Annotated in this window: 14 protein-coding genes; 7 read left to right on the forward strand and 7 right to left on the reverse strand. The window is 70.8% G+C overall.

The genetic code is table 11. The features are described from left to right. Window positions 1–11: 11 nt before the first annotated feature. Both ACTHK2_RS01685 and ACTHK2_RS01690 read right to left on the reverse strand, forming a co-directional pair. Window positions 12–1,361 (reverse strand): hypothetical protein, encoded by a 1,350-nt coding sequence (locus ACTHK2_RS01685; protein ID WP_440243941.1) that lies wholly within the window; start codon window positions 1,359–1,361, stop codon window positions 12–14. 22 nt (window positions 1,362–1,383) lie between these two features. Then, window positions 1,384–1,923, reverse strand: a complete 540-nt coding sequence (locus tag ACTHK2_RS01690) for a hypothetical protein (protein WP_440243942.1) — start codon at window positions 1,921–1,923, stop codon at window positions 1,384–1,386. Window positions 1,924–2,042: 119 nt separating this feature from the next. Between ACTHK2_RS01690 and ACTHK2_RS01695 the strand changes: the two genes are divergently transcribed. The 7 genes from ACTHK2_RS01695 to ACTHK2_RS01725 are packed head-to-tail and all read left to right on the forward strand — an operon-like array spanning window position 2,043 to window position 10,058. Beyond that, window positions 2,043–3,137, forward strand: coding sequence for a hypothetical protein (locus ACTHK2_RS01695; protein ID WP_440243943.1), 1,095 nt, complete (start codon window positions 2,043–2,045; stop codon window positions 3,135–3,137). Continuing rightward, window positions 3,134–4,483 carry a hypothetical protein gene (locus ACTHK2_RS01700; protein ID WP_440243944.1) on the forward strand — a complete coding sequence of 450 codons (1,350 nt, stop codon included), beginning with the start codon at window positions 3,134–3,136 and terminating at the stop codon, window positions 4,481–4,483. Before ACTHK2_RS01695 ends, ACTHK2_RS01700 begins: the two co-directional genes overlap by 4 nt. Further along, window positions 4,465–5,058 (forward strand): hypothetical protein, encoded by a 594-nt coding sequence (locus tag ACTHK2_RS01705; protein WP_440243945.1) that lies wholly within the window; start codon window positions 4,465–4,467, stop codon window positions 5,056–5,058. The genes ACTHK2_RS01700 and ACTHK2_RS01705 overlap by 19 nt, the downstream gene beginning before the upstream one ends. Continuing rightward, window positions 5,055–6,248 (forward strand): glycosyltransferase family 4 protein, encoded by a 1,194-nt coding sequence (locus tag ACTHK2_RS01710; RefSeq protein ID WP_440243946.1) that lies wholly within the window; start codon window positions 5,055–5,057, stop codon window positions 6,246–6,248. Before ACTHK2_RS01705 ends, ACTHK2_RS01710 begins: the two co-directional genes overlap by 4 nt. A gap of 2 nt (window positions 6,249–6,250) precedes the next feature. Then, a complete protein-coding gene (locus ACTHK2_RS01715) occupies window positions 6,251–7,654 on the forward strand; it encodes a glycosyltransferase (protein ID WP_440243947.1) in 1,404 nt (467 codons plus the stop codon). Next, entirely contained in the window at window positions 7,651–8,880 is a 1,230-nt protein-coding gene (locus ACTHK2_RS01720; RefSeq protein ID WP_440243949.1) for a glycosyltransferase, read from the forward strand. The genes ACTHK2_RS01715 and ACTHK2_RS01720 overlap by 4 nt, the downstream gene beginning before the upstream one ends. Before the next feature lie 5 nt (window positions 8,881–8,885). After that, window positions 8,886–10,058, forward strand: coding sequence for an acyltransferase family protein (locus ACTHK2_RS01725; RefSeq protein ID WP_440243950.1), 1,173 nt, complete (start codon window positions 8,886–8,888; stop codon window positions 10,056–10,058). Here the strand turns inward: ACTHK2_RS01725 and ACTHK2_RS01730 are convergent, their stop codons facing one another. From ACTHK2_RS01730 to ACTHK2_RS01750, 5 genes are all read right to left on the reverse strand, one after another. Next, window positions 10,059–11,399, reverse strand: a complete 1,341-nt coding sequence (locus tag ACTHK2_RS01730) for an ATP-binding protein (protein ID WP_440243951.1) — start codon at window positions 11,397–11,399, stop codon at window positions 10,059–10,061. A gap of 62 nt (window positions 11,400–11,461) precedes the next feature. Continuing rightward, entirely contained in the window at window positions 11,462–12,178 is a 717-nt protein-coding gene (locus ACTHK2_RS01735) for a response regulator transcription factor (protein WP_440243952.1), read from the reverse strand. A gap of 41 nt (window positions 12,179–12,219) precedes the next feature. Beyond that, window positions 12,220–12,453, reverse strand: coding sequence for a PepSY domain-containing protein (locus ACTHK2_RS01740; protein ID WP_440243953.1), 234 nt, complete (start codon window positions 12,451–12,453; stop codon window positions 12,220–12,222). A gap of 174 nt (window positions 12,454–12,627) precedes the next feature. After that, the gene (locus ACTHK2_RS01745) at window positions 12,628–13,542 is read right to left on the reverse strand and encodes an arginine deiminase-related protein (protein ID WP_440243954.1); all 915 of its coding nucleotides are present in this window, start codon (window positions 13,540–13,542) and stop codon (window positions 12,628–12,630) included. Window positions 13,543–13,551: 9 nt separating this feature from the next. Beyond that, window positions 13,552–14,127 carry a DNA-3-methyladenine glycosylase I gene (locus ACTHK2_RS01750; RefSeq protein WP_440243955.1) on the reverse strand — a complete coding sequence of 192 codons (576 nt, stop codon included), beginning with the start codon at window positions 14,125–14,127 and terminating at the stop codon, window positions 13,552–13,554. Window positions 14,128–14,140: the final 13 nt, after the last annotated feature.

Consider the following 14,140-nt stretch of genomic DNA (forward strand, 5'->3'; position numbering starts at 1 on the left):
TTCGCCGCGGCTCAGCCCGCGCACAGGTGATCCAGCCACGGTCCTGCGAAAGCGAGAAAAAGCAGCAGCACCGCGAGCGCTGCGCCGATGGCCAGGCGCGCCGGCGTGCGGGCGATCGCGTCATCTGCGCCGGTGCGACGGAGCGAGGCGAGGAAGCTTCCGGCGAAGCCGCACAGGATCGGCAGCAGCGGCAACAGGAAGCGGGCCTTCACGTGGATCAACGCGAACAGCGCGAGCTGGTAACCCGCGAACGCCGCGAACACGAGCATCAGCCGATCCGGCCGGCGCCGCCAGGTCGCGAGGCCGAGGGCGGCCGCCGCGAGGATCAGCGCGTGGAACGCGTCGTTGCTCCACGCCAGCGCGCGCGTGACGGCCGGCGAGGTCGCGTAGACCGACAGGTGGCCCGCGCATGCGGGACCCGGCAGCTGCGACACGAGCGGCGTCTTCGCGCTGAACAGGCGGAAGTACTGCCGCCCGAGCTGCGCGGCTGCGATCTCGACGACGCCGCGCTCGGCGACGAGCGCGCGCACCTTGTCGAGGTAGATCGCATTGCGTTGCTGCGGCGTGTCGGCACTGGCGAGGAACTCGGGCAGGGTGCGCCCGCCGAGATCGGCGACGTAGTCGCTGCGCCAGCGATCGCCGAGGCCGACCCAGAGGTTGTAGATCGAGCTGTCCGCGATCATCGGCTTGCCGTATTCGCGCCAGCCGTGCAGCAGCGCCGGTGCGGTGACGAGGCCGATGCCGAGCACGAACGCCGCGACGATTCGCGCGGCCGCGAGCGGCCGCCGCGCCGGCACGAGCAGCAGCGCGAGCACGGGCCAGAACGGCGCCAGCAGGCTCTTGGCGAGCAGGGCGAGGCCGACGCACACGCCAGCCGCGAACGCGCGCGCGCGCAGCAGCAGGGCGAGCGCGGCAAGCAGCAGGAACAGGTGCGGCATCTCCGGCCACAGCCAGTGCGCGTAGCCGGCGATGCCCGGATCGAGCAGGAACAGCGCTGCAGCGGTATTCGCCGCGGCGACACTGCCGCCCGCACGGCGCCAGACGTCGCGCAGCAAGGCCGCACAGGCGACGAACAGGAGGGTCTGCAGCCATTGCACGGCGTACGCGTGCACGCCGCACAGCGCGTACAGACCGGCGAGCAGCAGCGGCTGCAACGGCGGCCAGATCGTGCTCGGCATCCATGCGCCGCCGGCGAGGACCGACAGCGCGGTCTGCTGGTAGGTCTGCTCGTCGCCGATCAGCGTCTTCGCGGCGGTACCGTAGTAGGCGTACCAGAGCAGTGCCTGCGACAGCACGAACGCAAGCACGAACACCGCGGCGAGCACGCGGCGCTGCCGCGCGGTCGCCGCATCGGTCTTCATCGTGGCGCGTGCGGGACCGGCCTCAGCCGTTCTTCGCGGGCTCCGTCGATGCCGCGGCGGCGCCTGCGCGCGCACGCACCTTCGGCGGAGCACGGAAGGTCGGCGTGAACTTCTCGTGCGAACCGCTCGTCGTGATGCCCTCGACGTAGTACCAGTATTCCTTGCACGGGTCGATCGTGTCGTCGCGGAACTCGTACTTGTGGGTTTCGTCCGAGGTGCCCGCGCCGAGGATCGGTTCCTTGGTCAGCTTGGTGAATTCGCCCTTCTCGCTGTCACCGCGAAAGACGTCGAAACCGAAGTTGTTCTGCTCGCTCGCGGTGGTCCAGCGCGCGGTATTGGCGATGCGCTGATCGGGCGGGAGCTTGGACTGGTCGCCGCAATCGCCTTCGGGAATTTCCTTGGGTGGCGCGGCGGGTGCCGCGGCGGTCGAGTCGGCGGGCTTGGGCGCCGCAGCCGGTGCAGCCGGCTTGGGGGGCGTCGCCGTCGGCGCGGCCTGTTCCGGCGAGGGGCTGCACGCGCACAACGCGGCGGCGACGAGGGCGGTAAGGGCGAGCTGACGCATGCGGAACTCCCTGGGTTCGAGGCTGGACAATGGCCGGCGCCGGCAACGATAGTCGGCGGATGCGTCCACTGGCAACCGCACCTTGCAGCCGGCCGTTCCGCGCGCTGGCCGGCGCCGGCGTGCTCGTACTTCTCTTCGCCACCGGCCCCGCCCGCGCGTTCGACTGGCAGGTCGACGTGACGCCCGCGGGAGAACTCTTCCCGGCCTTGCAGCTTTCGCAGTCGCCGCGCCCGCGCGCCGACGGCGTCGGGGACGGTGATGGCCTGGTCAGTGTGCGCGTGCGCGGCGACGACCTGCCGCGCCGGCTGAAGCTGCGCATCGACACGCCCGGCCTGCTGCGCCCGGTCGAGCTCGAAACGCGCATTGGCGCGGGTCAGCGCGCCATCGACCTGCATCCGCGGCTCGAGTGGGATACGACCTGGCTGCGTTCGCTCGATGCCACGCGCAGCCAGCCGATGCGCCTCGCACTGGAGGCGGACGGCGCCACCCAGACGCGCCGCGTCGACGTGCGCGTGCATGCACTCGACGATGCGCCGTATTTCGTGCGCGAAGGACGCGACCGCGTCGACCTCGGCTGGGCGTTCGCCGGCTATGTCGATCCGAACGATCCGGTCGTCGACGAGATCCTCGCGGACGCCCGCGCATCCGACGCCGGCTTCGAGCGCGGCAGCGACCTGCACCGGGTCGGCGCGGTGTGGGCAGCGCTGGAGCGACGCGGGCTGCGCTACGACGCGGGCGATCCGGCGCTCAGTCGCGGGCCGGTCGTCTGGAGCCAGCGCGTGCGCCTGCCCGCCGCGGTGTGGCGCGACCGGCGTGCGAACTGCATCGACAGCAGCGTGCTCATCGCCGCCGTGCTCGAACGACTCGGCATGCGTGCGCTGATCGTGCTCGTCCCCGGCCATGCCTGCGTCGGCTATCGCACCGGCGCGGGCGCGCAATACTTCGAGACGACGCTGCTCGGCGCCGTGCGCGGCCGCGACGGCGGGCGCGCAGCGACGAATTTCGCCGCGGCACGCGCGGCCGGTCACGCGCGCTGGCAACGCGTCGCCGCGCGGCTGGACGGCCGCCACGGGCCCGACTATGCGCTCATCGATATCGGCACCGCACGCGCGTATGGCATCATTCCGATCGGCGCCGGGGAGCGCGCCAGCCGACCTTCACCCGAGGCCACACCGGCGCCCGCCGGATCCTCCCGACAGCGCGGGTTGCCGTGAATTCCGATCGCAACGACGAACAGCTCGAGCAGGTGCGGAGCGAAATCCGTGCCGCCGCCGCGACCCTGCGCGACCGTCCACGCCTGGCCCCGTCGCCGCCCGCGCAGCCGGCGGGCGCCGACGGCGTCGAGCCCGCCCGCCGCCATTACCGGATCGCCGAACTCACCGACCCGCCGTATCACGCCTTCGTCGAGCACGCCTTCCGGGCCCTGCTCAAGCGCGCACCGACGCCGTCGGAAGCCTCTGCCCAGCACGACCTGCTCGGTCGCGGCGCGAGCAAGGCCGAGGTGCTCGGCAACCTGCGCTGGTCCGCCGAAGGCCGCCGCACGAACGTCGCGGTCACGGGGCTGCTGCCGCGCTACCTGCTCGCCAAGCTCGGTCGCGTGCCGGTGCTCGGCTACCTCGTCCAATGGGGCCTCGCGCTCGCCGCGCTGCCGATGCTCGCGCGCCAGCTGCGCGCGGCCGACGCCGCGATGTCGGCCGGCGACGCCGCGCTCGGCGCGCGCATCGGCGCGCTCGCGTCGCGTGGCGACGCCGCGCACGAGCGCATCGATGACCTGCGCCGGCTCGTGCACGAACTCGGCCTCGCGCGCGACGAGCTCATCCGCACCCTCAACACGATCGACGAAGGCCTGCGCGCACGCGCATCCGCGGCCGAAGTCGCGCTCGACGGCCTGGCGCGGCGGCATCGGGAACTGGAAGGCGTGCGCCGGGACGAACTCGAGTTCGTCCGGCGGCGCGTACATGCGATGAATCGCTGGTTCGAGGCGCTGCAAGGCGCGCTCGCCGAGGTCGAAGCGGTCGCCGGCCAACGTGCCGACGGCCTGCGCGCGTTCGAAACCCGTACTGCGGCGTCGCTCGCGAGCGACGCCGCGCGCGCGGCGCGCGTCGACCACTGGCTCGATGCGCTCGGGCCGGGACTTGCGGCGGTCGCGACGATCGGCGACGACGCCGACTGGCAGGCACGCTGCGCCGCACGCGGGATCGCCGCGATATCGCTCGGATCCACGCGCGCGGGCGATGGCCCGATGCTGCGCGACGCGCTCGCGCGCGTCGAGGACGCTGGCCTCGCGGCCGTGGTGGTGCCCGCGCTGCCGGCGCTGCTGCGCGCGATGGCCGCCGACGAGTTCATCGACGCCACGACGCGCATCCTGCGGCCCGACGGCCACCTGCTGGTCGGCTTCGCCGCCGAACCCGTGCTCGCCGCAGCACTCGCCGGCGACACGCCGCCGCCCGCGCAACCGGTCGCGCTCGCTGCCGCGCTCGCCGGCGCCGGCTATGCGACGCGACGTGTCGATGCCGCCGACGGGACGCCCGCGCTGCTCGCGTGGAGACCGTCGCAGTGATGGACGCGCTCGCTGCCCTCGCCGCGGCGTCGCGCCGCCTGCGCACCCGGGTTCCCGATGACGCCTTCCTGCGAAGCTGGCAGACGCCCTCGACCGTGTGGGTGGCCAGCTGCGACGCCGCGGGTGTCGACGTCCTCCTCGATGCGTTCGACGCGTGCCTCTCGCATTGCGATGCGGCGGCGCGCCTGATCGTGTTTCCGCCGCAGGCCGAGGCGGTGGCCGCCGCGGCGGCGCGGCGCGGCATCGGCGCACACGTGCAGGGCGTGGACGACGCGCCTGCCCTGCGCAAGGCGGCCCTGCTCGCGGCCGATGCGCTGGTCGTGTGCGGCGGCAACGGTGCCGTCACGCTCGACGCACTGGCGCTCGGTACCCCGGTCACCGGGACCGACGGCGATGGCGATGCGCGCGCCGGCGGCGACGCCGTGCTGCTCTGGCCTGCGCACGAACGCGCCGCCGAGCTGATCGCGGGCACGGTCGAGCGCCTGCGCGCCGACGCGTCGCTGCGCGCGCTGCTGCGTGCACGCGGCAACGCACGCCTGTCGCGCCTCGCCGTTACTGCAGGCGGGTCCGCATGACGCGCATCGCGATCGTCGTGCAGCGCTGCGACGAATCCGTCGTCGGCGGCTCGGAGGCGCTCGCCTGGCAGTACGCGCGGCTGCTGTCGGACCGCTTCGAGGTCGAGGTGCTGAGCTCGACCGCGGTCGACTACGTCAGCTGGCGCGACGAACTGCCCGTGGGCGTGCATCTGCGCGACGGCATCCCGGTGCGCCGTTTCCCCGTGGCGCTCGAACGCGGGCCGTACTGGTACGGCCTGCACCAGCGCATGATGCTCGAAGTGCAACCGTTCGCCGCGCCGCGCGACGGCACGCCGCTCGCGTGGCGCGAGGCGCTGCAGGACGAATACGTGCGCTTCCAGGGGCCGTGTTGCCCCGAGCTCGACGACTGGCTGCGCGATCGCCACCACGACTACGCCGCCGTGCTGTTCTGCACATACCTCTACCCGACCACGTACTTCGGCATCGCCGAGGTGCCGCCGCACAAGACGCTGTTCGTGCCGACCCTGCACGATGAGCCGACGGCGTACCTGCCAGCGTTCGCGCAGCGCTATGCCACGCACCGCAACCGCATCTGGCTGACCGCGGCCGAACAGCGCACGGCCGCGCGCGTGTGGGGCTACGACGAGGGCGAAGTGATCGGCATGGCGGTCGAACACAGTGAATCGGCGACGCCCGCATCGCGCGCGCGGCCGTACCTGCTGTACTGCGGCCGCATCGAGGCGGGCAAGGGCTGCGACGAACTCGTGCGCGCGATGGGGCACGTCGCCGATCGCGGCCTCGACCTCGTGCTGACCGGGGTCGACAACATGGGCCTGCCGCGGCAACCGTGGATCGAGTACCTCGGCTTCGTCGACGAGCGCCGCAAGTTCGAGCTCATGGCCGGCGCGACCGCCTTCGTGTTGCCGTCGCAGTACGAGAGCTTCAGCATCGTCACGCTCGAGGCGATGGCGCAGCGCGCGCCGGTGCTCGTCAACGGCCGCTGCGACGTCATGCGCGAGCACATCGAACGCTCCGGCGCAGGGTTCCACTATGACGGCATCGACGACATGGTCGCGAAGATCGGCCGACTCGCCGCACTCGATCCCGGGGAGCGCGCGCGCATCGGCGCGGCCGGGCGCGAGTACGTGCTCGCCAACTATCGCGAAGAGCACGTGCGCGCGCGCCTGGTCGGGCAGGTCGAACGCGTGATCGGCGCGGCGGCGGGCTGACCATGGCACGGCTCTTCATCGACCTCACCACGAGCATCCGCTGGCGCCGCCCACCGGTCGGCATCGTGCGCGTCGAGCGTGAATTCGCCCGCCATTGCCTGCTGCACGAGCCGGCGACCGTGTTCTGCGAGATCGACGCGGCGGGCGAGTATCGCCAGATCGAACCCGCGCATGCGCGCATGATCCTCGACGACGGCTGGTGCCGCGCCGAGCCGGTCGCGCCGATCGGCGCGCAAGCCGCGGCCGCGCCGCCGCCGGTGCGCGGCCGCGTGCAGCGCCTGTTCGACTGGCTCGCAGCGCGCGGGCCCAAGCTCGTGCCTGCCGCCGCATATCCGCTGCTTCGCGACCTCGGCCGCGTGCTCGCCGACCATCACGCCGCGTTCGTGCGCCATCGCGCGACCCGCAAGGCGCTGCGCGAGGCGGCCCCCGAGCCCGAGCCCGCGCCCACACCGCAGACCGGCGTCGCGCCGTGCATCGAACCCACGCCGCAGGACCTGTTCTTCTCGATCGGCCTGCAGTGGCACCACGGCGCGATCCACGCCTGGCGGCTGAAACAACGCACGGGCGTGCGCGTGGTCGAGGCCTGCTACGACACGATCCCGATCGACTACCCCGAATATGCGGGCAGCGCGAAACAGCCGTTCGCCGAGCATTTCACGACGATCGGGCACACCGCCGACGTCGTGTTCGCGATCTCCGATACCTCGAAGGCGGATCTCGCCGCGTTCTACCGGCGCGTCGGCCTGTTCGACGTGCCGCCCATCCGCACCGTGCATCTGGCCACGCCCGAAGTGCATCGCGACGCCGACATCGCCGCGCTCGCCGACGACGAACGCGCGGCACTGACCGCGCTCGGCGTGCGTGACTACGTGCTGTACGTGAGCACGTTCGAGACGCGCAAGAACCATCGCATCCTGCTGCAGGTGTGGAAGGAACTGCATCGATGCCGCGGCGAGGCCTGCCCGACGCTCGTCGTGGTCGGCATGTTCGGTTGGGGCGTCAACGACCTGTGGGCCGAGATGCAGGCGAGCGAAGTCTGGGAAGCCGGGCGCATCGTCATGCTGCATCACGTGTCGGATGCGCTGCTCGCGCACCTCTACCGCGGCTGCGCGTTCACCGTGTTCCCGTCGGTATACGAGGGCTGGGGCCTCGCGGCGACCGAGAGCCTCGCCTACGGCAAGCTCGCGATCGTTTCCGACGCTCCGGCACTGCGCGAGGCGACGCAGGGGCTGTGCCCGGCGATCCATCCGTTCGATTTCCCGCGCTGGCTCGCGGCGATCACGCACTATCTCGACGACCCTTCCGCGCGTGGCGAGGCGGAATCGCGCATCCGCGCGACGTACGTGCCGCGGCACTGGAGCGATTTCGCGGCGGACCTCCTCGTCGCGGCGAGGGCCGAACCGTGAAGCGCATCGTCCAGCTCACGACGTATCCGCTGAAGGCGCCACGCCATGGCGGCCAGTTGCGCTGCGCGGCAATTCGCGCGTGCTATCGCGAGCTCGGCGCGGAGGTGTCGACCATCGCCGCGATCCACGGCACCGATTATCGCCCGGCGGACCTCGAAGGCGAGGATCTCGTCCTCCCGGCCGACCATGCCGCATTCGATCCGCGCCTGGCACGCTTCACGGACCTGCAGAGCGGCGAGCTGATCGCCGCCGACGAAGGGACGATCTGGCGCGCGTTCTCGCGCACGCTCGATCGCCTCGCGCCCGATGCGATCGCACTCGAGCAGCCATGGCTGTATCCGGCCGCGCGCCGCTGGATCGATGCACGCGTGGCGGCGGGCGCGACGCGGCCGCGACTGATCTATTCCTCGCAGAACATCGAAAGCAAGCTCAAGCGCGACGAGAGCGCCGGGGGCACGCACGATGCGCTACAGGCCGAAGCGGTCGTTCGGGTCGAACGGCTCGAACGCGACGTCGTGCGGCATTCCGATCTCGTCGTCGCCTGCACCGCGGAGGAGCTCGCCGTATTGCGCGCGATGGACGACGCGCCTGGTTCGCGCGCCTGGGTCGTCGCGCACAACGCGATCGCGCCGTTCGAGCCCGATCCACAGCGCATCGCCGATGTCCGTCGCCGCTTCGGACTGGCCCGCTATGCACTGTTCGTCGGCAGCGCGCACCCGCCGAACGCCGACGGCTTCTGGCACATGCTCGCTCCGTCGCTCGCCTTCGTGCGCCCCGACGAGCGCATCGTCGTCGTCGGCGGCGTCGTCAACTACCTGCGCCAGCATCGCGTCTACCAGGCGTGGCCGGCGATCGACGAACCGCGCCTGGTCACGCCGGGCGAGATCGAACGCGACGACCTCGTCGCGCTGCTCGGCGGCGCCCACGTGATCCTGCTGCCGATCACCACCGGCGGCGGTTCCAACCTCAAGACCGCCGAAGCGATCTACAGCGGCCGCCCCGTGCTCGCGACACCGCATGCGCTGCGCGGCTACGGCGACGCTGCGCGCTGGCCGACGGTCACGGTCGCCGCGGACGCGGATACGTACCGCCGGTCCCTGCGCGCGCTGCTGGATCGTGACGTGCCGCAGCTGCCGGCGGGATACGCCTCCCTGCGCGAGGAGGTCACCTGGCAGCGCAGCCTTGCGCCGCTCGCGGCCGTGGTCCGCTCGCTCATGGACGCATAGCCGCGATGCGCCGGGCCGATCCGCCGCGCGATGGCGTGCCGGCTCACTCCACGGCGCCGCTGGAGTTCGTGCAGGCATTTCGCGGGATCGCGGCGCTCCTTGTCGTCCTCTGGCACGCGAGCATCTTCCTCGGCCCGTACGGTACCGGGCTCGGCGGCAGGTTGTTCGGATCGGGCGGGTCGATGGGCGTGGACCTGTTCTTCCTGATCAGCGGCTTCATCATGGTGCACACGACGCGCGGCAGCGACGGCTCCTGGCGGGACGCGGCGGTGTTCGCGATCAAGCGCGCCGCGCGCATCTGGCCGGTATGGATCGTCGCCGCCGCGCTGTTCGTGTTGTGCAAGCCGGAGCCCCGCGCGTTCGTGCTCGAGCCCGCGAACCGTTCCTGGCTGCTGCATTCGCTGCTGTTCGTGCCAACGCCGGGCGCACCCTCGGACGTCGCGCCGATCTACGGTTTCCCCGTGCTCGGCGTCGGCTGGACACTCAATTACGAGATGTACTTCTACGCGGTCTTCGGCGCGTCGATGCTGTTTGCGCGCTGGCGCTGGCATGCGTTTCGCCTGGATCATCGCCACCTTGCTTCTGCTGCCGTACGCCGCCGGACATCTGGCAACGGACGCGGACTGGGCCGCAATGGCTGCTTCCGGTGGAGCGCATCGATTCGGGCTGCACTACCTCGACCTGATGACCAACCCGTTGGTGCTGTTCGTGACCGGCGTGATCATCGGCTTGGTCCATGGTTCGCGTCTCGCGATCGGCACTGCGCCCGTGGCGCGGGGCCTGTGCCCCGCCGCGACCGCCGCCGTAGTGCAGCAGTACGCCATGCAATGCGCGTCGACCACGGCATTGGCCAGTGGGGCCTTTCACTCGCCCCGTTGCTGCTGGTGTACTGCATCGCGAGCAAGCGCATCGCCATACCCGTGCCGCGCTCGCTCGTCTGGCTCGGCAACATTTCCTTTTCGTTGTACCTGCTGCATCCGTTGGCACCCGCGATCCTGCGATGGGTGCCGGCCCCGAGCCGGGGATTTGCCGCAATCATCCTCATGACGGGCGTATCCGTCGGCCTCGCCGCGTTGTCCTGCGCGTTGATCGAACGCGGCCTGTGCGAACGGCTCAAGGAGAGCCTGCTGCGCAGCCTGCCGGCGCGCCCGGTCGCGGGCCTGGCTGCCGAGAGCTGATCAACGCACGCCGAGCTGCACCTTGAAGCGCGCGCCGCCGAGCGTGGGCGAGCGGTCGACGACGAGTTCGCCGCGATAGGCGCGCACGATGTCCTGCACGATCGCGAGGCCGATGCCGTGGCCCTGCACGCGTTCGTCGCCGCGCACGCCCCGCTGCAGGAGATGCTCGACCTGGTCTTCGGGAATGCCGGGGCCGTCGTCCTCGACCGTGAACTCGAGGCCGGCGCGCCGCCCGCCTGCGGTCGCGAGCGGGCGCGCTTCGAGCAGCACACGGCGGCGCGCCCACTTGAATGCGTTCTCGAGCAGGTTGCCGAGCAGTTCCATGAGGTCGCCCTGGTCACCGTGGAAACGCGCGCCCGGATCGATCTCGAATTCGCACAGCACCGCCTTGCCGGCATAGACCTTCTCGAGGCTGCGCACAATCTCTTCCGCGTACGGCTCCATCAGCAACGGCGCCGCGAACGTCTGGTGGCCGGAGGTGGCCGCCCGCGAGAGCTGGTACGCGACGATCTCGTCCATGCGCCCGACCTGCTCGAGCACGGTCCAGCGCAGCGATTCGCCGTCGCTGCCGATCTCCAACTGGCTGCGCATCACCGCGAGCGGGGTCTTGAGGCTGTGGGCGAGATCGGACAGCGTGTTGCGATAGCGCTTGACGCGATCGCGTTCGGCTTCGATGAAACTGTCCAGGCTCGTCGTGAGGCCGGAGAGCTCCACCGGATAGCGGTCGCCGAGATGTTCCTGCATGCCGCGCTCGACGCGCACGAGATCGGTGGCGACCTTGCGCAATGGCGCGAGACTCCAGCGCAGCACCGCGAGCAGCAACAGCAGCAACGCGACGCCGAGCACGCCGAGCCAGGTCAGCAGCGTGCGCCGGAAGATGTCGATCTGCGCGCGCAGTGCCTCGCCGTCTTCGGCAACGTAGAACGTGAGGTGCAACGCATCGCTCTTGCCGCCGCTGTTCCAGTCCACGCCCTGGGCGAGTACGAACAGGTCGCCCGCGGGTGTTTCGACCGGTCCGCGGAACTGGGCCGGGCCGCGCGGCAACGTTTCGGAGAATGGCAGGTCACGCCCGATCGCCGACGGCGAGCGCCAGCTGCCGTCCTTGGATCCGAGGATCTTCGCGCCGACGATGCCGGCGTACAGGCCGCTCTGCGAAGGGCGGTCGAAGCGCGGATCCGGTCCGACTTCGGGCGGGATCAGCGTCCCCGCACGGGTCGTGTCGGAACCGGCGAGGTACGCATACATGTAGCCCTGCAGGCGCTCGCGCAGCGAACTCTCGGCGGCCTCGTAGAAGGCGCGGTCGAGGGTGACGAAGGCGAGCGCGAGGAATGCGGCCAACACGACGCCCGCCGCCGCCAGAGAGCGCGCTTGCAGCGAAAGCGGGCGCGCCACGGCGTGGACTCTCAGGCGTTTTCGGCGTGCGCGGCGTCGTCCACCGGGTTGTCACTGCGTTCCAGCGCGAAGCGGTAACCGCGACCGCGCACCGTCTCGATCGGCTTGATCGCGTTGTCGGGGTCGAGCTTGCGGCGCAGGCGCCCGATGAACACCTCGAGCACGTTCGAGTCGCGGTCGAAGTCCTGCTGGTAGATGTGCTCGGTGAGGTCGGCTTTCGACACCAGTTCGCCCGCGTGCAGCATGAGGTACTCGAGCACCTTGTACTCGTAGCTCGTGAGGTCGACCGTGCTGCCATTGACCGCGACGGTCTGCGCCGTCGTATCCAGTACCACCGGGCCGCATTCGAGCGTCGGCCGCGACCAGCCGCTCGCCCGCCGCACGAGTGCGTTGAGGCGGGCCAGCAGTTCCTCGACGTGGAACGGCTTGACGAGGTAGTCGTCGGCGCCGTTCTTGAGGCCCTGTACCTTGTCCTGCCACGACGAACGCGCGGTGAGGATCAGGATCGGATAGCGCTGGCCGGCTTCGCGCAGCTGCTTGACCAGGTCCATGCCGGACAGTTTGGGCAGGCCGAGGTCGATGATGGCGACGTCGAACGGCACTTCGCGCCCGAGATAGAGGCCTTCCTCGCCGTCACCGGCTGCATCGACCGCGAAGCCGTCGCGCTTGAGGCGCGCAGCGAGCGTTTCGCGCAGGGGCGCCTCGTCTTCCACCAAAAGTACGCGCATGTGTCCTCCGTCAGTCTCGTCCGTGCCCGCGCGGGTGCCGGTCATTGCTCGGCCTGCACCTGCACGATGCGCACCTGGCCATCGCGGGTCAGGATCTTGATGCGATACACCTTGCGCTTGCCCACGTTGAGGGCCTGCACCGACAGCACCTTGCCGTCGATCTCCCGCTGCGCCTGCACGACCGCTTCCTGCACGCTGATTTCGCGAGCGCCGGCGGCCGTCGCTGCAAAGACGGTGCAGAGCATGAGCAGCAGGCGGATTGTGTAGGTTCGCATCACTCCGTCCGCATCATAGCGACCGCGGCTCCAACCGCGGTAGCCACGATTGCCGTGGCGGGGAGTCTCGGCAGCACGGATTGAATTGCGGCTGAACCCGTCAAGCGGACCGCGCCGTGGCGCGGAAAACGCGGCGGCCGCGGGCGCCGATGCGGACGGTTGGACGTCGGTCGGCTAGAAGATCTCGGCCACGCAGCAGCGCAGGCTGCCGCCGGCCTTCTCGATCTCGTCGAGATCCACGGCGCCGAGCGAGAACCCGGCGTCCTCCAGCGTGCGCCGCTGCGCGGGTTCGAGCGCAGCGGCCGCCGCCGCACTCATCCATACCCGGCCGGGCGCGAGCGCGATCGCATTGCCGGCGAATGCGCGCTTCTGCGCGGCACTCAGGCGCACGGCAATTCCACCGTAGGCACGCGCGATCGCCTCCGGAACGGCCGGGTCGGCGAAGCCGTCGCCGGCGAGGATGACCGCGCGGCCGGCGAGCACGGCGAGCACGACATTGGTATGGTACTCGCCCGCGGCGAGTTCGAATGCGAACGTCAGGCGCAGGCCGAACGCTTCGTGCATCGCGCGTGCGCCGGCCATGTCGCAGCGCTCCGACAAGCCGCAATAGCCGACACCGCGTGCGCGGTCGATGACGAGCGCGCCGGTCAGTTCGGCGACGTAGTCACCGCGCGAAAGGTCCAGCTCGCGGTAGCCGAGCACGTCGCGGAAGAAGCCGCGGATGTCATCGCGCGCGGCTTCGCGCTGGCGCACCGGATGGCGCATGCGGCCGACGATGAGGTTGCCGCGCGCGGTCGCGAACACGTTGTTCGGGAACATGCCATCGGGGCAGTCCGGATCGCCGGGGAAGGTCAGCACCGGCACATCCGCGCCGAGACGGCGCGCGAGTTCGGCGTGCTGGTGCAGGGCGCGCAGCGGATCGGGCGCACGCGAGAGGTCCATGTAGCGGTTGTCGCGCGCCGACTCCTCGGCGAGCACGCCGCTCGCGGGGCTCACGAGGAACGCGCTGCGCGCGGTGGCCGCACCACGCATCGGATAGCGTTCGTCGCTGAACTCGGCGAGGAAGGCGGCGGGATCGGTGACGAACATGGCGCGGCCTCAGGGCACGGCATCGTGGCGGAAGCAGCCGACCAGATGGTCGTTGACCATGCCCGTCGCCTGCATGAACGCGTAGCAGATCGTCGAGCCGACGAAGCGGAAGCCGCGTTTGCGCAGCGCCTTGCTCATGCGATCGGAGACGTCGGTAGTGGCCGGCACCTCGGCACGCGTGCGCCAGCGGTTGCGCAGCGGGCGGCCGTCGACGAACGACCAGAGGAACGCGTCGAGGCTGCCATGGTCGGCGATCGCCTCGAGCGCCGCGCGCGCGTTGTCGCGCACCGATTCGATCTTCATGCGGTTGCGGATCAGCCCGGCGTCGCCGAGCAGGCGTTCGATGCGGGCATCGGTCAGGCGCGCGCAGCGCGCGATGTCGAAATCGCCGAACGCGCGGCGATAGGCGTCACGCTTGGCCAGCACGGTGCGCCAGCTCAGTCCCGCCTGCGCGCCTTCGAGGCAGAGGAATTCGAAAAGCGCGCGATCGTCGTGCAGCGGCACGCCCCACTCGGTGTCGTGGTAGTCGCGTTCGATTTCGCTGCCTGCGGCCCAGTCGCAGCGGACAGGCTCCCGGCCTTTCATGTAACGACCCTCG

It is taken from the genome of Dokdonella sp. (assembly GCF_051958935.1).
In the GTDB taxonomy this organism is placed as follows: Bacteria; Pseudomonadota; Gammaproteobacteria; order Xanthomonadales; family Rhodanobacteraceae; genus Dokdonella_A.